We start from the raw sequence: 18,982 nt of genomic DNA on the forward strand, positions 1-18,982 counted from the left end.
AAGGCTTTATAACATCCTAAATAATTTATTGGTCATGAAACGCTTTCTGTAATACTCGGAAAGGAGTCTGTCCACAGTATCGTAATCCTGAAGCGTCTTGCCGATCATAATGTCGTTGATTATAGAGTAACGTCCGACAATGGTCTCCTGAACTATATCGTTCTTGGAGATAGCTCCGCTCTCCGTCAATTTCTCACCGCGGCCGTTGTAGTTCTCCTCGGTGATGTAATACTGGATCTGCTCACCAAAGAAGAGTATAAATGAGGCGTCATATATACCTCTGTACATCTCCTGCATAGGTGCGGTCTTGTACTCCTCGTTCTCGTCCTCACTGGAGATATAGTGAACGATACACTTGGTCCCCGGTGTGGTTCTGTACTCGATTATTGACTTATCGCAGAACTGCCCCATCTGCGGAAGCTCGTTCTGATAGTACATGAAAAATGAAAAGTACACATTCTGATCCAAAAGCCTCTTTAAGAAGTCCTTCACAATCTCCTTGTCAGGCTTAAGGCCAACGTGGTTAGCCTCGGTAAAGCTCCTAAGGTATGCCATTCTGCACACATCAAGTAGCTCTACGCCCTCCTTCGAAAGTGTGGCAATTCTCTCAAAAACATAGCTGTCCGTAACCATGTTGTCCACGAAGTAATCGTTGGCCGATTTTGCAAGAAAAGCTCTCTCAAGCTCATCTCCGCCGCCGCTCTTTTCCACATAGCTTCTGAAAAGAGCAATCTTATCGCCGATGTGTGCTCCGGTGTAAAGTATCTGAGTAAGAATTCTCTTAGACAGTTCAAATACATCAACACTTAGATTGTTCGCGGTTTTCCAGAGGTCTCTCATCTCCTTGACGGTTCCGCTATAGTTTGCCGCAAGGAAAGTCAGAAGCTGCTCATCATACTTCGCATGAGAGAACGCATACCAGGCTATCTTAGCATTGTCCTCAGTATTCTCGAGCGACTCATTATCCATAAGTCTGCCGAAAAGTCGCATAACAATTCTGGGATCAAGCTTGTGCGTGCCAAACCTGTGAACCAGCTTATAAGCCTTATCGTAGTTACCTGACATAACCATGAGCTCAAACATCGTGCTTCTGTCAGCAGTTCCGAGATCCTCCATAGTAACCTCATCCATGTACTCCGCAAGCTGACGCTCAAAGTTATTTTCATAATAGAACCTTATAAGGCTCTCTCTTATATGCTTTCTGCAAATGGACCTGATCTTGGGATCACTGGCAAGCTCCCTGAACCTTCCGACATTTTCCATCGTGATGGTATAAGAATTTTTCTCAATATCACAAAGGAAAAGCTCCACGCTCTCAGATCCCTTCTGGATATAAGGCGTTGCATAGGATGCAAGCTGTCCCACCAGCATGAGCTTTGAATTTATAAATGGTATGCCCTCTGCAAACCTGTTGTCATCGGCATCCGCAAGAAAAACTGAGTAATCGCTGCCATACAAAGGAACATAGGCAACTCCGCCCGCAAGCGGATACTCCACCTCTTTTTCCAGCTTGTCGTAGACAACAATCACCTTGGTCATGCGCTTGTTGTCAGTCCTTATCTCATTGCTGTATAAAATTCTCAAAACCTTGTCGGCATTGCTGGCATCAACCATCTGCCTCGTGAGCAGATTTTTATATAAATATCCGAGATCCTTGTTAATCCTACCCTTGTCCACCTGCTCTACGAGATACTTCTCAATCTGAAGCCTGTAGGAATCATAGATATCAGGATACTCGTCTCTGTGTTCATGAAGATACCTGTAGAGTATCGCATTCTTTTCATAATCAAGATTGCTCTGATAGGAAAAGAACATGAGTACCATCTTGGATATCTCGCAGGGAAGCATTCCATCCTCATCGAGATAAATGGCAGCCATATAGTACTCATAAAGCCTTGTGATATGAAGCTCCTCCTCAACACCGAGGGCATACCACTCGAAGGATTCGGGATCTGTTCTGTTCCCCTTTATCAAAAGCGAACATATTGCTTCCAGCGTAATCTTATCGGGATTAGTCTGATAGCAGGCCATGAGTATCTTGCACAGCTTCTCATTGTAGCCGCGCTCTCTGGAGCCTATGTAAACTATCTGGTCTATCAGATTCTGCTGAAGAACGCCCTTTTTCACTCCATAGGCAAGAGTCTGAAGTTCAAACTCCGAGGCCTTGGTAAGAAGTGTTGGCGACTCAAACATAAGGTTAAGTGCTTCTATAAAAATAATCGGGCTTCTGCAGCCGTCCTGGAATTGCTGCTCCATAAGCACCCATCTGCTGGTGGGGCTGTTAGCATACTCCTCCGATATGTATAAAAGAAGCCATGCGATTCTCCAGCTATCTGAATTTCTGGAGAATATACCTTCCATCATTCTGGATACTTCGTTGGTCGCATACTCATCTCTCTCAACAAGAGTAGTGAGATATAGATAATAACAGTAAAGGGTATCGTCGTCCGGATACTCCTCCTCCAGAACCGGCTTCATCTGGTCGAGTATCCATTTACCCTCGCTCACTCTCGATGCTGTAATCAGATACTGAGCTGTATATAATCTGAAGGCAGGATCCTTGGCATCCACCGCGTTCATCCTGTTAACAAGTTTTCCGCTCTCCGAAAGCCAGTCCCTTGAACCAATCTTCTTAAATCTGAAATCCTCATAGAGCTTAACAAGTTCTACTATGAGCTTTTTCTTCTCCATCTGTATGGACGAAAGGTGTTCTAATCCGAGATTCACCTTGGCGGTAACAGGAATCTTAACCTCCATATAAGGAGTTCTGAAGGTTATCAATCCAAAGTTATTGCCCTCATGCAAAAGACTTGCATCCACACGAAATTTAAAAAAGCAGTTATTTCCGATAAAATCGCTGTCGGTAAGGTCAAGAGAATCCGTGGAAAGAAAATCTCCGTCAAATTCAACTTCAACGCGCGTATACCCCCAACCGTTCCTGGAAAGCATCACGGTATGCTCCGAAACAGCTGTCGGATTATCTATTACAATCTCAGTCCTGTCGGGAATATAGCTTATCGGCTGTTTCTTTTTTATGGAAATAAGAAACTCCTCCATGTTCGCTTCGGACATGGGGACAGAAGAAAGCCCTCTGTACAGACTTTCAAAGCCACTCTCATTCTCCTGAAAAACATCGATAAATTCATCGGAATAAAAGAGTTTTCTTGCTTCATCCCAGTCGGTTTTTGCAAGATTTACAAAGTGAAACATGTTGCGAATCGGTCCCATACTGGACATCACGTGACTAATCTCCACGTTCACAACAAAAGGAAGCTGATATTCTCCCTGATTGGATATGACGGAGAACTCACCCTTGATGACATCACCGGCGCTAAGCCCCGTGCCATCAAACCTAAATCCCACCTCATATTCATAGCCGGAAAAATCAGCTGTCAGAACCTGCATACGGAGCTCAGAAGTAGAGATGAGCCCTTGCACAACCTTGTCCTTAGGTCCATAGATAATGAAGCTCCCTTCACAGACCTCCCCCGGTTTAATATTTAATTCCAGGCGCGGAAGTGAGAAGCTGAGCGTTCTTTCTATATTATCAAATTGTCCATTTAATAAGCGGTCAATTACACTATTCACGTAAAGAATTCCCCGAAAGAAAACATATTCCAAATTATTATAGCACAAAAAACACAAAGCCACCCATACAATTGAATGTATGGATGACTTAATTTACGAAAATCTTCTGTTTGTTTTTACATATATAATTGTACGTTATATGGCGCACATCACTCCTGCCTGAGAGCTTCGATAGGATCCATCTTCGCCGCTCTTCTCGCGGGATAAATTCCAAAGAACAGTCCGTCGGCTATCGAAATCGCAACAACCATAAGGACGTTCATCGGACTGATTACAGGCGGGAACGACATGAAATTCTCCGCAATTTTTGTAAACAGAAAGCCCATAAGCATTCCGATCATTCCGCCTATCAGTGTAATGATCGCAGACTCTGTCAGGAACTGTATCAGAATGTATGAGGTTCTGGCTCCGAGAGATTTCCTGATTCCGATTTCTCTGGTTCTCTCTGTAACCGTAACCGTCATGATATTCATAACGCCGATTCCGCCGACTACGAGCGAAATTGCAGCGATAAGAGCAACTACAAGTGTCACGACATCAAGAATACTGGTATATGCTCCTGCAATGCTCGCAAAAGACTGAATCTGTACTGCTCCTTCGCCTCGAAGCTCCAGCATATTTTCGGTTACACTTTTTACTTTAAGAGCTGTCTCGTCCGCCATCCCCGGATTGGTATAAATCTTAAAGCTTGTAATCTTATCCCCGGCAAGCCCGAATCTTCCGGTCAAAAGAGCATACGGTACATAAATCGAACAGTAATAATATGCCTCTTCTTTTTTCTTTATAGCTTCCTTTGCAGATTCAATGTCTTCATCACTGCTCTTTGCAACGCCGACTATCATCAGATCAACACTCTTGGCCCCGATGTCAACCGTAAATGTCTTATCAACAACATCATCCGTCCTGAACAAAAGGAGAGCATCCTGCTGAGAAATTACACATACTGCCGTTCCGGCTTCCGCCTCGTCATCCCTAAAGAATCTTCCGGCATGCATTCCTTTCGTCTCTTCATGCGAAATATCAGCAGTTCCGCCGGTAATTCCAAGTTGCCTGTCATCCTTACCATCATTATAGGTTCCGTCCGAGTTGATAGTCATTGTTATTCCCTGCATCTCAGGAACGGCATCCTTTATCCTTTCAAGATCTTCCGGTTCCAGATATCTGTCGGTTTTCTTTGGATCAAGATTGATTGTTACTCCGCCGCTTGAAATTTCATCAAGACTGCTGTTGACAAAGACCTTCATTCCGTTACCTATTGAAAGTATTGTTATAACAGAGGATATACCGATAAAGATACCAAGCATGGTAAGGAAGGTTCTTCCTTTATTCTGTTTTATACTGGAAAATGCGCTTTTTATGTATTCCAATTCTTACCCTCATCCGTCAGCTTCGCTGACACCTTCCCCCAAGGGAAGGCATCTATCAATTCCTTGCAAGTGCGTCTATCGGCTTAAGTTTTGCTGCTTTTCTTGCCGGATAGATGCCGAAAAAGATTCCTATCATCATAGAAAAGAGCGTTGCTCCTATTACAATTTTGAAGTCTATTACAGGTTCAAGATCAAGAAGTATGCATCCTACATAAGCACCCGCTATTCCAACGATGACGCCCACGATTCCGCCCATCAGGGAGATGATAGCGGATTCAGCCAGGAACTGGATCAGAATAGCCTTTGTTCTTGCACCGATTGATTTTCTTATACCTATCTCTCTTGTTCTCTCAGTCACAGTAACAAGCATGATATTCATAACACCTATACCGCCGACCAGAAGGGATATGGCCGCAACCAGTGAAATAAATGCTGTTATCGCTCCCATAATAGAGTCTACCTGGCCTGATACATCTGACATACTCATGTAATAAACCGCGTCCTGTCCGCGAAGTCCAAGTCTGTTCTCAACAAAGCGAACAATACTTTTAACAATAGTACCGGGCTGAGTATTATCCCAATATATCTCGACAGTATGGAATTCAGAGATGTCCTTACCAAAAGCTCTGGCATAGGTTGTTAGCGGCATCTCAATCATAGCTGTATAGGAGTCGGTTTCCATATCAATCATCTTGGAAATCATCTCACTCCAGTTTTCTCTTATCCCGATAACCTCCAGCTCGATAGAACTGCCACCAACGGTTAATTCAAAAGTTTTACCAAGTGCATCGGCTGTTCCGAAAAGATGCACCGCATCATTTTTCATCATGACGCAGACTCTTGCTCCCTGATCCACCTGATCATCGGTAAAGTAGGTTCCCGTCTCAAGCTTGGTCAGTGTGGATTTCTGATAATCAGATCCGGCAGCAGTGATAAGCGTATCATAAGCTCCTCTTGGTCCTGAAGAAACGCCGTATTCATTGTCATAAAATGTCGCACTGACCCCGGGGAAGTTGTCCTTGATTTCTCTTATATCGTCGTTATTAAATCCCCTGTCCGCAACCGACATATCAAGATATATATCCGCAACGTTTCCGCCTATAGCATCAACCTCGTTTCCTACATATCTTGCCATTCCGTTTCCTATGGTAAGCGCCGCGATGACCGAAGCAATTCCGATTATGATTCCCAGCATCGTAAGAGCTGTTCGCATCTTATTGCCAAGAATATTTTTTATGGCACTTTCTAAATATTCAAAAAATGTATCCATTACTCGCTCATCTCGATGACTTTGGTTCCTTCGACAAGGGTTGTGGGATCGGTGGTAACGATGGTATCACCCTCGCTGACACCTTCCTTTATCTCTGCATCTGTACTGGTGGTAAGTCCCAGAGTAACAGGCTGTCTCTTAAGAATTCCGTTATCAATAACAAATACGAAATCACCCTCAGAATCAGTTCCGATGTACTCATAAGGAAGGACAAGAACGCCCTCTGCCTTCTCGGTGTGAATCTTATTAGTTGCTTCTACTCCGAGAATAATGCTGTCATCGGGATTCTTTATCTTAATTTTGCCATCAACAACAGGAACTCCGCTTGCGTTATTCTTAGCTGTTCCGGAAATCTGTGTCACTTCGCCTTCGTACTCATTGCCGTTAATCGTGACATCCACCTTCTGTCCCTTCTTGATCTTACTAAGATCTGACTTTGAAATCTGGATATCAACTCTGACATCATCGGTACTTTCGATAGTCATGATTTTGGTTCCGGGAGCAACTGTTGAACCCTCGTTTGCACCAATCTCTGTTACTACTCCTGAAAAATCAGCTTTAATTCCGCCCTCTGCCTCTTCAATGTCAGTGATGGTATTTGTACTCTCTAGCTCCGCAAGCTCTCTCTGAGCTGCAAGTGAGCTCTTTTCACCTGAAGTAAGAGCACTCATCTCAGCGGATGACTGCTCGGAAAGATCCTGCTTTTCTTCATTCAGGGCAGTTATCTGTCTGTTCCACTCCTGAATCTCCGGATCGTTTGACAGCGCATACTGGACATCGGAAATGGCATCCTGAATCTCTAGTGCCATCTGGCTCTCGCCGTCCTCTGTTCTTCTCTCATTAGGTGCTTCGTTTTTCTGTGCAGCATCATAGCTGTCTGAAACCCTGTTCTGATCAACGTCCTGGCTTACCTTCTGAAGGTCTGTCAGAGTCTGATTCATTCTGGAAGTCTTCTCTGTAATCTTGTCATTGATTGCATCTATCTCATTTGTAATCTCGTCAAGACGATTGTTTATATCGTGAATGCTTCTTCCTTCAAGAACATCAGTCGCCTTATTGTTCTTTTCGATGCTTCCGCTGTAGCTGCCGTTTGCCTGCTGAAGATTGAGCTCAGCCTGCTTCTTTGTCTTTTCAAGATCAGCTTCATCATAGGTATAAATAACATCGCCCTTATTGACCCTGTCACCTTCCGACAAACTAAGTGTTCCGATCGGTGCCTGAAGCTTCGCGTAATAGCTCTTTGTCTCGTCAGATGCAACATTTCCGCTGATTGAAACGATGACTTCGATGTCTCCCTTTCCGACTGTAGCAGTTGTGACCGGCGTAGGAGCATTTTTTGCCTTTATATTATTGAAAACCACCCAGCCGACAATCAGCACTATAAGTCCCAGAACGATAAACTTCACAAAGCCCTTCCTCTTACCGGGAGTATAGCTTGGCGTGTCTTCTTTCACAGCATAAGTCTTGGTTTCCTGCGAAACTTCTGCCTTTACATCCTTTGCCGCATCTACCTTAGCTTCTCCATTTACTTCCTGTGTGTCCTTTGAATTCTTCTTTTTCCCCAAAACCAAATTCATAATTACTTGTCTCCTCGTAGTCTAAAAACAAAGCCTTTCATGTTACAAAGTAAAATTCTCGTTTATCTCATCCTTTGCGATTTTTCCGTCGCTTATGGTTATAATCCTCTTAGCCTGTGCCGCAATTCCCGGGTCATGGGTGATAAGTATCACCGTTCTGCCCTCGGCATACAGATTTTTAATAGTAGCAATAATCTCTCTGCTGGAACCACTGTCAAGGTTACCTGTAGGCTCATCCGCAAGAAGTATCGGCGGCGCCTGCGCTATCGCCCTTGCTATAGCAACTCTCTGCTGCTGACCTCCTGAAAGCTCCGCAGGTTTGTGCGTCATACGCTTCCCAAGGCCAACATGTTCCAAAGCTGCTACAGACAACTCGCGTCTTTTTCTCTTGGAAACACCTCTGTACATAAGCGGCAGCTCAACATTTTCAAGCGCAGTAAGTGACTGAATCAGATTAAATCCCTGGAAGATAAATCCTATCTCCCTGTTTCTGACATCTGACTGTTCATCGTCACTCATATGGGAAACATCCATTCCATGGAGCAGATATCTCCCACTTGTAGGTGTATCAAGACACCCAAGCATATTCATCAGTGTAGATTTTCCGGAACCGGATTGACCGATTATGGCCACGAATTCCCCTTCTTCTATTGTAAGGCTCACATGATCAAGAGCCCTGACTTCATTCTCCCCGGGATTATAAATCTTGCATATATCCCGTACCTCAACTAACGCAGGCATTACTCCTCCCCTTTGCTTAATTGGACTGTTCAAAAAACTTTTTACATAGCAAGGTTAAAATAAACCATCTACCATAGTATATAACGAAACAACTTCTATTGTATCTTCATTTATTAAAAAATAAATGATCTTTTTTCCTGATTTCAAGGGTAAATTTATCATATATATAAATACAGACCGAAATGTACACTTATTTCGGTCTGTTTTACACTTAAAAATATTTTCCCAAAATATGAGAAATAATTACTTAGCAAGAAGCATCATGATATCATTACTTCTCTGAACGAACTTAGTCATGGACTCAGCGTCGAGAGGTGCATTCTGGATGCGGGCAAGGTCATAGAGCTGCTCGCAGATTGTGCTTACGTTCTCACCGTCCTCGTTGTCCATAACATATTTAACAAGAGGATGGTTAGCATTGAGGATAAGAGTCTGGCCGCCCATACCAAAGTCGCCCATCATCATTCCGTTTGCTGCATACATCTTCATCATATCCTGCATACGGCGGGTATCCTCAGATACAGTGAGCATTGAAGAAATCTTCTTATCCTTGAGCTTTTCAACCTTAACAACAAGCTGTTCGTTCTTAAGAGCCTTCTTCATCTTCTCGCCGATGTTCTTCTCGATCTCCTCGAATTCTTTCTCAGCCTTCTTGGATGTTCTGCTCTTAAAGGTATCTGTAAGATCAGCATCGATTCTCTGGAATCTGATGTCCTGATTCTTGGACTCAAGCTGCTGAATAAAAGGCACATCTATGTTGTGATTTAAGATGAATGCATCCATCTTCTGAGCCTTGAACATGTTGATGTACTGGCTCTGCTGCTGTTCGTCTGTTACATAGTAAATGGTGCGGGGTTCCTTTTCCTCGTCTTTCTTGTCATCGGCCTTGTCAGCTCCGTCTCCGCTTACTGTATTGCCATTCTCATCTACTACTTCAGCTTCTACTGTATTACCGTTCTCATCCTTAGCTTCCTCAGCTGCGGCAGCCTCCTCAGCCTCCTTGTTGATCTGGAGTGCTTCGGGAAGTGTGAGATATTTTCCATCAAGGTTCTTGAAGAGGATGTAGTCATTCATCTTCTCGCAGAACTTGTCGTCCTTGAGGCAGCCATACTTGATGAAAGGAGAAATGTCCTCCCAGTACTTATCATAGTTTTCCTTATCTGTCTTGCAGAGACCTGCAAGCTTCTCAGCTACCTTCTTGGAGATGTAGTCTGAAATCTTCTTTACAAAACCGTCGTTCTGAAGTGCACTTCTTGAAACATTAAGAGGCAGATCAGGGCAATCGATAACACCCTTAAGGAGCATCAAGTACTCAGGGATTACTTCCTTGATATTGTCAGCGATGAATACCTGGTTATTGTAAAGCTTGATTACGCCCTCAGCTGACTCGAACTCCATGTTGATCTTAGGGAAGTAGAGGATACCCTTTAAGTTGAAAGGATAGTCCATGTTAAGGTGAATCCAGAAAAGAGGCTCCTTGTAATCGCGGAACACCTTTCTGTAGAATTCCTTGTACTCATCATCGGTGCAATCCTTGGGAGTCTTTCCCCAGAGAGGATGTGTATCATTAAGGAGCTGAGGTCTCCTCTTGATCTTGAGTTTCTTCTCCTCTTCCTTTTTCTCCTCTGAAGTCTCGCCATCTTTAGCTTCTTCCTTCTTCTCAGGCTCGATGACTTCGATTACAACATCATCATCGCGCTTCTCGGATTCCTTGATGGTCTCTGTGCCTTCCTCGTTCTCTCTTGAAAGGTAAATCTCATAAGGCATGAATGAGCAGTATTTCTCGATTACTTCTCGAGCCTTGTACTCATTGCAGAACTCAAGGCAGTCATCTGAAAGGTGAAGAGTAATAACTGTACCTACGTCCTCCTTATCTCCATCCTTCATCTCGAAGTCTGAACCGCCGTCGCAGGTCCAGTGTACTGAAGCCGCATCTTCCTTATATGAACGAGTATCGATCTCAACATAATCAGATACCATGAAGGTTGAGTAGAAACCAAGTCCAAAGTGTCCGATAATCTGGTCTGCATTTGCCTTATCCTTGTACTTGTTAAGGAAGTCTGTAGCACCTGAAAAAGCTACCTGGTTGATGTACTCTTCAACCTCTTCAGCTGTCATACCGATACCGTTATCAATAATCTTTATTGTCTTATCCTTATCGTTAAGAACAACGTCAACACGGGGTTTAAAGCCATCGGGAAGTGTATACTCTCCCATCATGTCCATCTTCTTGATCTTTGTGATCGCGTCACATGCGTTGGAAATAACCTCACGATAGAATATGTCGTGATCTGAATATAACCACTTCTTGATAATAGGGAACATATTCTCTGAGTTGATTGAAAGATTACCTTTTTTCTCCATTGTAGTGCCTCCATTACTATCGCGAAGCGGGATGAAAACCGGCCCCTCCGCGTTTTTTATTAAAATATTATTGCGGCGTGTTCTACTAAATATAGAATACCCACAAATATGAGTTTAAGACTGTGAGAGACAAAAGTCAATAAAAAATTAGCACTCAATTGAAGTGAGTGCTAATAAACGGTTAATTCACGAATTGAAGGTGTATATTGCATAATATACTGCTACGGAAGTATAATTATTATATACTTCTACAGAAGTACTTTTGTGGTTTTAGGAGATTATTTTTATGGAGATGACTATATATCACGGTTCTGTGCAAGTTGTAAATAAGCCTGTTTTCGGCTATGGGAGAGATGACAATGACTATGGCAGAGGCTTTTACTGTGCAGAAGATCCTGAGCTCGCCAGGGAATGGGCAGCAATAACTGATAAAGGAGGATTCTTAAACACATATCGTCTCAATACTGAAGGTCTTAAGATCCTGCGATTGCTGAGTCCTGATTTTCATATTTTAAACTGGCTCGCCATTTTGCTTGCCAATAGAAAAATAAGATATTCAAGTCCTATAGAAAAAAGAGGCGCGGAATATATACTTGATAATTATCTTCCCAATACAAAATCTGCTGATGTTATCATCGGCTATAGGGCTGATGACTCCTACTTTTCTTTCTCGAGAGCATTCCTCAGTAATACCATAACGCTAGAGCCGCTCTCATATGCCATGAAATATGGTGATCTTGGCAAGCAGGTTGTGCTAATGAGCAAAAGAGCATTCGACAGCATCACCTTTTGGGAAGCCGCACCTGTCAACGGACTTATATACGCGCCAAAGCGTATAAAGCGCGATGCTGACGCCAGAGAATCATATCAGAAATTGTTGGGAAAGGAACAAACTGAAGGTATCTATTTAAATGAAATTATACAGAAAGGAATAAGCGATGAACAGCTGCGCATACTCTGAGTTATATTTACATGATGCCATGAGTAATCTTGGCGAGCTTGTAGAATACTTGGTTGAAGCAACTCCCGATATCAAGCCTGACGATTTTTTTCAGATGATGATTATCAGCGGCTTTGCTGAACGTTTTGAAAAGGGCGATCCCATGGTTGTCAGCGGAATGTCCGGCACTGAGCTTCATCACAGAGTTTTGGAGACCTGCGGATTCTCTGACAGAACCTGGCCTGAGCCTCTTATTCGCTTCGATACCGGGGTGGATTACTGGTGCGGATACATTCTTGCCTACTATCAATGGAAGAAAAATATCAGTTTTGCCAGAATATTTGAATCCCTAAATTACGAGAAGCTGGCAAAACTATATAACACAGGCCATACCACCTCAGACGACCACGCATTGCTTTTGATAGAAAATGTCTCATTTTCCGTTGCAAGCAAAACAGTAACACGAATCCAGGCATACAGAAAACTCATAGGTTTGTCCCAAAAAGCTCTGGCGGATGCTTCCGGTGTGAACCTGCGAACCCTTCAGCAATACGAGATACGCGATAAGGATATAAATAAAGCCTCAGCAGAAAAGGTCCTCTCTATGGCAAGAGTATTGAAGTGTAGACCTGAGGACTTAATGGAAAAGTGAATTTCTACCAGGTTATCAACTGAATATTCATTTCTATCATTTAATTACTAAAAAAAGTTCCCGGATATAAGTTTTTAGGCTTACATCCGGGAACAACCTGTAATTTTAGTATTTATAGTATTTTTTTATCTTACACTTCTTCACTTTTGTTTTCATATTTTTATTATCATAAAAAGTTCCGGTAATCTTCGTATTTTTTAATGTGAATTTTTTACCTGAATAATTGCTTACATCTCCGCCAAAATTACATTTTATAATCTTTACATTTTTAGCACTCGCCATCTTGGGTTTAGATGGGTCTTTTATAGTTTGAAATGCAAAGTACCAATTAGATGTTCCCTGCTTTACACAAGTTACTTTGGTGTTTTTAATAGTAATATTCTTACATACTTCATCTGCTGGAATTTTTCCATTTACTGCATTGGGCTCTATATTTATGCCGCAACTTGGTTGAGCACCCTTGGCCTTCAAAATCTTGCAATTATCTATAGTTACATTATCTGCATCAACTATAGCTATATTGTTTCTTCTGTTATTTGAAATCGTACAATTGGTAATGGATACTCCATCACATCCATAAAGACTATCCTCAAGGTTCATGGATCCAAGATAAATACCATCTCCCCAGTTGTTACAAATTGTCATATCAGAGATGGTAACATTCTTACAATCTATTACTCCGATGCCATGTCCATCAGCTCCGGACTTTCCATTAGATGATCTATCTCCAGTGATCTTCCCGCCAGATATTTTGAATCCATCTGCTTTAACACTTATAACGCAGTATTCACCGATAGTAGTCGGTTTCACCTTTAGTTCCGTTCCTTGGGCAAGTTGGAATGATATGTTTGGCTTAGTAATATTAATTCCAACACCATAGCCGTCGAAATCCAAAATATTTATGTCATATGTTCCGGAGTCAAAAACAATAGTCCCACCACCGGATCCAATTGTTTCGGAGATAAAGTTATTAATATCAGCCGTATCAGACTTGTTATCATCAGGCTTGATTCCATAATCAGAAAGCTTATAAGTGTTTTCCGCCTTAACCTCTCCTGCAGGTATAGATACCGCAAGCATAGGAACCGCAACAACTGCCGCCATTACCAAAGATACAAATTTCGTTCTAACCCTCATAAGAAACCTCCTTAGGAAATAACGTTGTTATTATAATATTAACAGAGGCGCAAATAATGCGCCTCTTAAATAATTATGAAATTTAATATACGTTTCATTCAGAAAAATGTTTGCGATAGATATCGAAAAAATCGCTGCCACTGCCATCGGATGTTTCTGCTATATGAATTTTATCGTACAAGCCCTGGTTAAGTATCTTTGAAAGATCCGATGCAAAAGCATCATACTGCTGTCCAAATACTTCCCGCTTTCTCTCCTCAACAATCCTTACCTTGTTGGCCTCTGTTTCTTCCCTGTTGAAGGTACTTATACATTTCAATATAACGTATGAATCCTGAGCTTCAATTACCCCGCTTATCTCTCCGTTATCAAGGTTAAACGCTGCAGTCTCAATTTCGGAATCCACATCACCCTTACCTATGGAAACAGTTCCCTCCTCAGCCTCATTATATTTTTCCATGAGTACACTGAAGTCGGTTCCCTCTCCCAGTTCTCTTTGTATCTGAAGTGCGGTGTTTCTGACCGCTTCCTTCTCAGCGCCCTCGAGCGGAATTTTATCTCCCTTGGAATCATGCTTCCAGGTATTAAGCACTATCTGCTCAACCGTAATGGTTCTGGCTTCGTCGTCACTTATCTCGGGATTGATGTCTCTTATAATGTAGTTATAGAGCTTATCCGCGGTGGCATACTCTGTGTACATCGCCGTCAAAGTCGCTTCGTCTATATCTCCCATCATCTTCTTTTCATCATCGCTGAGTAAAGATAAATACTCGGAAGCGGCCACTGCTGCAGTACTGATTTCGGATTCCGTGAGTTCAATCCCTTTCTCCACAGCAAGAAGATTCATCGCTTTTACCTGGGATATTGCGACAAGGCACTTGTCCTTAACATAGCTCTCCATGCTGCCATCGCCTATGTTCACATTCCAGATTTCACTGCCAAAGCCTTTTTCATAAGTCTTCTGAGAATTATAAAGGTACACCAAAAACTCAGACTCCAGGCAGGATTTGTCCTCTATTCTGAAGAGCTCATTTTCCTTAAAACCTGTGGTAAATACAACTCTGGTATTATCAAGGGCAGCGCATCCTGTCAGTGAAAAGGTCATAGCCGCAGCCATCGCAATTGCCACAGCAGTTTTCCGGATTCTGTATATTCTGTTTTTCATAAAGTTTCTGTTATCTCCGGTCACGACTTTTCGCATCATTTAAGTTTATTAAGAATACTCCTTGCCACTTTAAGTCCGTTAGCACTAGCCTGCTGAAGGCCTCTGGTTATTCCTGCTCCGTCACCGATTGCACGAAGGTGACTGATGCTGGTCTCAAAGTCCTTGTTCACGATTACCTTGTTGGAGTAGAACTTAACCTCAACACCGTAAAGAAGTGTCTCTTCGGAGGCAATTCCGGGAGTAACCTTATCAAGCGCCTGAATCATCTCATCAAGGTCAACCATGATTCTATGCGGGAAAACAAGAGAAAGGTCTCCGGGAACCGCATCCTTAAGTGTGGGAATCAGGTTGTTTCTTGCAAGTCTCTCATCGGTTGTTCTTCTGCCTCTTCTGAAATCTCCGTAAGTCTGAACAAGAATTTTGCCGTCGCAAAGCATATTTGCAAGCTCCGCAATTTTCCTTCCGTATTCAATAGGAGTCTTGAAGGGCTTGGTGAAATTCTTGGAAACAAGCAGAGCAAAGTTGGTATTGTCTGTCTTGTAATCACTGCTCTTATAAGCATGTCCGTTTACTACCGCAAGTCCGCCCTCATAATACTCAGTCGCAACCTCTCCGGAAGGATTGGTACAGAAGGTTCTGACTTTGTCATCAAAGGTAGGTGTGTGAAAGATGAGCTTAGCCTCATACAGATTTTCATTCAAAAATTGCATAACCTCATCTCTGACTTCGACGCGGACGCCCACATCAACCGTTCCGGGCTTGGTCTCAATGCCGATCTTATCGCACACTGAATGAAACCAGTCAGCGCCCTCACGTCCAACTGCCGATACGATTTCCTTTGCATTTACAACTGTGCCGTCATGAGTCTTTACACCGGTAGCAATGCCGTCTTCCACAAGGATCTCTTCAACCATTGTATTGAACACAAGCTCCACGCCTTTTTCCTCAAGGTGCTCCTGGAGCTTCTTATAAATCTTATAGCCTTCCTCGGTGCCGAGATGTCTGATGGGACACTCTACGAGTTTAAGGTTGGCATTGATCGCCTTCCTTCTGATCTCGCGAATCTCCTCAGCCTTATCTATGCCGTATACACTCTTATCTGCACCGAATTTCAGATATATGTCATCAGATTCCTTGATGAGAGCCGTTGCCTCGTCATAACCAAGAATGTCGGGAAGCGTTCCACCTACATCAGGTGAAAGAGATAATTTTCCATCGGAAAAAGCACCTGCTCCGGCGAAGCCTGTGGTTATAGAGCAGGGTTTGCATCCCATACACTTTCCTGTTTTTCTTTTGGGGCACTCTCTTTTTTCAATGGATCTGCCCTTTTCAATAATCATTACTTTTAAATCCGGGCGCTTTTCAATGAGCTCGTAAGCGCAGAAAATTCCGCCGGGCCCCGCACCAATTATGAGTACGTCTACTTCTTTGTTTGTCATAAAAAACCTTTCTAAAATACATTCCCCTCATCCGTCAGCTAACGCTGACACCTTCCTCCAGTGGGGGAAGGCATAGGGATAAGAATGGCTGCCACAAAACTGTAGCAGCCATTAGTCCGTTTGATCACATGTTTTTTAAAAAGTTACCGTCTGAAAATTATTTGGTAGCTTTTTTAGCCGGAGCCTTTTTAGCTGTAGTTTTCTTTGCAGCAGGCTTCTTTGTTGCTGCTTTCTTTGCAGGAGCCTTCTTGGCAGGAGTCTTCTTTGCAGGAGCCTTCTTACCAAAGTCCTTTAAGAGCTCTGCCTTTCTGAGGTCGCCCTCAGCACTGATTTTTCCTGAAAGATGCGCATTAACAAAATCTGTCTTGCCGTCAAGAATGTCCATAAGATCAGCAGCTGATGTATACACAAGAATGTCACGATCAAAATACTCATAAGGCTCAACATTCAACTTACCGTTATCGATCTCAACATAGAAAGCGCCTTCGCCCTCACCGGAAATATTGAACTGGTAAGCAGCATGCTCGTTAACATTGCTGACATCAACATCCTTAAGTGCATCTTTTACCTTTGCTACTACTTCTTCGTAAGTCATTTTCTCCTCCACTTCATAAAAAACTTTTTCAAAACATTGTTATTATATCACAAAATTACCTACTGTTGCTACGATACTGCACAGGGGTCATTCCGTACTTTTTCTTGAAGAGCCTGTTAAAGTGCTCAACGTTCTGATAACCTGCCGCTTCAGCGACTCTCTCAACCTTCATGTTTCCGTTCTTTAAAAGAATGCTTGCCTTTTTAAGACGAATCTTTTTAACGTTCTCTCCGAAGGTCATGCCGGATTTTTCCTTGATATATTTTGAAAGATACGGCTTTGATAAATAAAACTCTTTTGAAAGATCATCAAGTGTCACTGTCAGGTAATTCTCCTGGATGTAATTGAGAATTGCACTGATTCTCTCATCCTTCGCATCTGTGCTTGCCTTTACTTCGTCAAGCTGGTTGACGGCAATTGTAAGAGCGCTCACGGATGATCTGATGATATCCTCGTCAATGCCAACTCCCCAGAATTTCTTTCCGTTGCTTGTGATACCGACATAGGTTACAGCCTTGGATGAAGAACCGCGGCTAAGCGCATGCTCCTCATAAACAGAAAGCTCATAGCTGATGTTGAAGTACTGTTTGAAAGCATTACTTACAGCATCAAGACGTCCGTTTCCGTTAGCCTCAACTATATGCTCTTTTCCTGCATGAGCAAGTGTAACCTCTGCAAGGATACCGTTTGTCTGCTTGAAGTGACAGTCTGCAACTCTGAATACAGAATCGTTGTGAACATATTTGTCTTCAAATATCTGATAGATTCTTCCGGGTGCAAGCTCAGCATGCTCTCTGTCGGAAACATCCTTTATTGTGTAGCTGATGTCTGCCTGCATCTCTCTCGGAACCATCATGCCGTAGTTGTTCTTTAATATGTAGCTTACGCCGCCCTTTCCGGACTGAGAGTTAATTCTGATAACATCGCCGTCATACTCTCTTCCAAGATCCTTGGGATCAATAGGAAGATAAGGAACGGTCCAGATTCCTTTGTCTTTTCCTGCTTCATGCCATGAAAAGCCCTTGCTGATAGCATCCTGATGAGATCCTGAAAATGCTGTAAATACTAGCTGTCCTGCATAAGGCTGTCTCTCGAAAATGCGCATTCTTGTAAGACGCTCATAAGTCTCGCCGATCTCATTTATGTTGCTGAAGTCAAGCTTCGGATCAACGCCGTGCGAATACATGTTAAGAGCAAGTGTAACGATATCAACATTACCTGTTCTCTCACCGTTTCCAAAAAGTGTTCCTTCTATTCTGTCAGCACCTGCAAGACATCCAAGCTCAGCATCACTGATTCCCGAACCTCTGTCATTGTGCGGGTGAAGAGAAAGCGTTACCGCATCGCGGTACTTAAGATTTCTGTGAATATACTCAACCTGAGTTGCAAATACGTGAGGCATAGCAATCTCTACGGTTGTAGGAATATTGATGATAACCTTATTTTCCTTCTTGGGCTTCCATACATCGAGCACTGCATTGCAGACTTCGACCGCATAGTCAACCTCTGTTCCGGGGAAACTCTCGGGTGAATACTCAAATGAGAAGTTACCCTTTGTCTCCTTTGCAAGCTTGTCAAGAAGCTTTGCACCATCTACAGCTATCTGCTTAACATCTTCTTTATTCTTTTTGAAAACCTGCTCTCTCTGAGCTACGGATGTGGAATTGTAAAGATGGATGATCGCTCTGGGCGCACCCTTTACAGCCTCAAAGGTTCTCTTGATGATGTGCTCTCTCGCCTGCGTAAGAACCTGAACGGTTACATCATCCGGAATCATGTTCTTTTCAATAAGAGTTCTCGCAAACTCAAACTCTGTCTCGGACGCTGCGGGAAATCCTATCTCAATCTCCTTAAAACCAAGATTTACAAGCATTGTGAAAAACTCAAGTTTCTCATCAAGGCTCATGGGCTCTATAAGTGCCTGGTTACCGTCGCGAAGGTCAACGCTGCACCAGACCGGCGGCTTGTCAACGTAATCTTTTTTCACCCAATCATAGGTAGCCTTGGGTGGCATGAAATACTGTCTCTGATACTTCTCGTAGTTCTTCATAATGCTCCTCCTGGTTATAAAATATTCAGTATTTTCAGTCGATTTATTACAATCACTCTACCTGTTTGTAGTGGAATTAATCGGATTCTATATTGTT

13 protein-coding genes are annotated in these 18,982 nt (G+C 42.8%); 2 read left to right on the top strand and 11 right to left on the bottom strand.

Annotated features, from left to right (window positions below):
* Positions 1 to 6: 6 nt before the first annotated feature.
* From BMW61_RS06785 to htpG, 6 genes are all read right to left on the bottom strand, one after another.
* Positions 7 to 3,588, bottom strand: coding sequence for a DUF5717 family protein (locus tag BMW61_RS06785; RefSeq protein WP_091820514.1), 3,582 nt, complete (start codon positions 3,586 to 3,588; stop codon positions 7 to 9).
* Positions 3,589 to 3,737: 149 nt separating this feature from the next.
* The gene (locus BMW61_RS06790; protein ID WP_091820516.1) at positions 3,738 to 4,955 is read right to left on the bottom strand and encodes an ABC transporter permease; all 1,218 of its coding nucleotides are present in this window, start codon (positions 4,953 to 4,955) and stop codon (positions 3,738 to 3,740) included.
* 55 nt (positions 4,956 to 5,010) lie between these two features.
* Complete coding sequence (locus tag BMW61_RS06795; RefSeq protein ID WP_026498480.1) at positions 5,011 to 6,225, bottom strand: ABC transporter permease; 1,215 nt, start codon at positions 6,223 to 6,225, stop codon at positions 5,011 to 5,013.
* Complete coding sequence (locus BMW61_RS06800; protein WP_026498479.1) at positions 6,225 to 7,802, bottom strand: efflux RND transporter periplasmic adaptor subunit; 1,578 nt, start codon at positions 7,800 to 7,802, stop codon at positions 6,225 to 6,227. Before BMW61_RS06800 ends, BMW61_RS06795 begins: the two co-directional genes overlap by 1 nt.
* 42 nt (positions 7,803 to 7,844) lie before the next feature.
* The gene (locus BMW61_RS06805; protein WP_091820518.1) at positions 7,845 to 8,543 is read right to left on the bottom strand and encodes an ABC transporter ATP-binding protein; all 699 of its coding nucleotides are present in this window, start codon (positions 8,541 to 8,543) and stop codon (positions 7,845 to 7,847) included.
* Positions 8,544 to 8,786: 243 nt separating this feature from the next.
* A complete protein-coding gene (htpG, locus tag BMW61_RS06810) occupies positions 8,787 to 10,907 on the bottom strand; it encodes a molecular chaperone HtpG (RefSeq protein ID WP_022760490.1) in 2,121 nt (706 codons plus the stop codon).
* Positions 10,908 to 11,193: 286 nt separating this feature from the next.
* Between htpG and BMW61_RS06815 the strand changes: the two genes are divergently transcribed.
* Together BMW61_RS06815 and BMW61_RS06820 are read left to right on the top strand one after the other, a co-directional pair.
* Entirely contained in the window at positions 11,194 to 11,868 is a 675-nt protein-coding gene (locus BMW61_RS06815) for a DUF3990 domain-containing protein (protein WP_091820521.1), read from the top strand.
* Entirely contained in the window at positions 11,846 to 12,499 is a 654-nt protein-coding gene (locus BMW61_RS06820; protein WP_022760488.1) for a helix-turn-helix domain-containing protein, read from the top strand. The genes BMW61_RS06815 and BMW61_RS06820 overlap by 23 nt, the downstream gene beginning before the upstream one ends.
* A 105-nt stretch (positions 12,500 to 12,604) precedes the next feature.
* On the opposite strand, the gene BMW61_RS06825 is transcribed toward BMW61_RS06820, so the two are convergent.
* The 5 genes from BMW61_RS06825 to BMW61_RS06845 form a co-directional block, all read right to left on the bottom strand.
* Positions 12,605 to 13,636 carry a right-handed parallel beta-helix repeat-containing protein gene (locus BMW61_RS06825; RefSeq protein WP_091820523.1) on the bottom strand — a complete coding sequence of 344 codons (1,032 nt, stop codon included), beginning with the start codon at positions 13,634 to 13,636 and terminating at the stop codon, positions 12,605 to 12,607.
* A 94-nt stretch (positions 13,637 to 13,730) separates the two neighbouring features.
* Entirely contained in the window at positions 13,731 to 14,801 is a 1,071-nt protein-coding gene (locus tag BMW61_RS06830) for a peptidylprolyl isomerase (RefSeq protein WP_175475118.1), read from the bottom strand.
* 35 nt (positions 14,802 to 14,836) lie between these two features.
* A complete protein-coding gene (locus BMW61_RS06835) occupies positions 14,837 to 16,240 on the bottom strand; it encodes an NAD(P)/FAD-dependent oxidoreductase (RefSeq protein WP_091820526.1) in 1,404 nt (467 codons plus the stop codon).
* Positions 16,241 to 16,397: 157 nt separating this feature from the next.
* The gene (locus BMW61_RS06840; RefSeq protein ID WP_091820527.1) at positions 16,398 to 16,835 is read right to left on the bottom strand and encodes an SCP2 sterol-binding domain-containing protein; all 438 of its coding nucleotides are present in this window, start codon (positions 16,833 to 16,835) and stop codon (positions 16,398 to 16,400) included.
* A gap of 55 nt (positions 16,836 to 16,890) precedes the next feature.
* The gene (locus BMW61_RS06845) at positions 16,891 to 18,885 is read right to left on the bottom strand and encodes a 2-isopropylmalate synthase (protein WP_022760483.1); all 1,995 of its coding nucleotides are present in this window, start codon (positions 18,883 to 18,885) and stop codon (positions 16,891 to 16,893) included.
* Positions 18,886 to 18,982: the final 97 nt, after the last annotated feature.

It is taken from the genome of Butyrivibrio sp. ob235, assembly GCF_900109475.1.
GTDB lineage: Bacteria > Bacillota > Clostridia > Lachnospirales > Lachnospiraceae > Butyrivibrio.

Coding starts and splice junctions, on each gene's coding strand:
- BMW61_RS06805 (WP_091820518.1), bottom strand. CDS start 8,543: ATGCCTGCGTTAGTTGAGGTACGGGATATATGCAAGATTTATAATCCC.
- BMW61_RS06840 (WP_091820527.1), bottom strand. CDS start 16,835: ATGACTTACGAAGAAGTAGTAGCAAAGGTAAAAGATGCACTTAAGGAT.
- BMW61_RS06835 (WP_091820526.1), bottom strand. CDS start 16,240: ATGACAAACAAAGAAGTAGACGTACTCATAATTGGTGCGGGGCCCGGC.
- BMW61_RS06815 (WP_091820521.1), top strand. CDS start 11,194: ATGGAGATGACTATATATCACGGTTCTGTGCAAGTTGTAAATAAGCCT.
- BMW61_RS06845 (WP_022760483.1), bottom strand. CDS start 18,885: ATGAAGAACTACGAGAAGTATCAGAGACAGTATTTCATGCCACCCAAG.
- BMW61_RS06795 (WP_026498480.1), bottom strand. CDS start 6,225: ATGGATACATTTTTTGAATATTTAGAAAGTGCCATAAAAAATATTCTT.
- BMW61_RS06825 (WP_091820523.1), bottom strand. CDS start 13,636: ATGAGGGTTAGAACGAAATTTGTATCTTTGGTAATGGCGGCAGTTGTT.
- htpG (WP_022760490.1), bottom strand. CDS start 10,907: ATGGAGAAAAAAGGTAATCTTTCAATCAACTCAGAGAATATGTTCCCT.
- BMW61_RS06820 (WP_022760488.1), top strand. CDS start 11,846: ATGAACAGCTGCGCATACTCTGAGTTATATTTACATGATGCCATGAGT.
- BMW61_RS06800 (WP_026498479.1), bottom strand. CDS start 7,802: ATGAATTTGGTTTTGGGGAAAAAGAAGAATTCAAAGGACACACAGGAA.
- BMW61_RS06830 (WP_175475118.1), bottom strand. CDS start 14,801: ATGAAAAACAGAATATACAGAATCCGGAAAACTGCTGTGGCAATTGCG.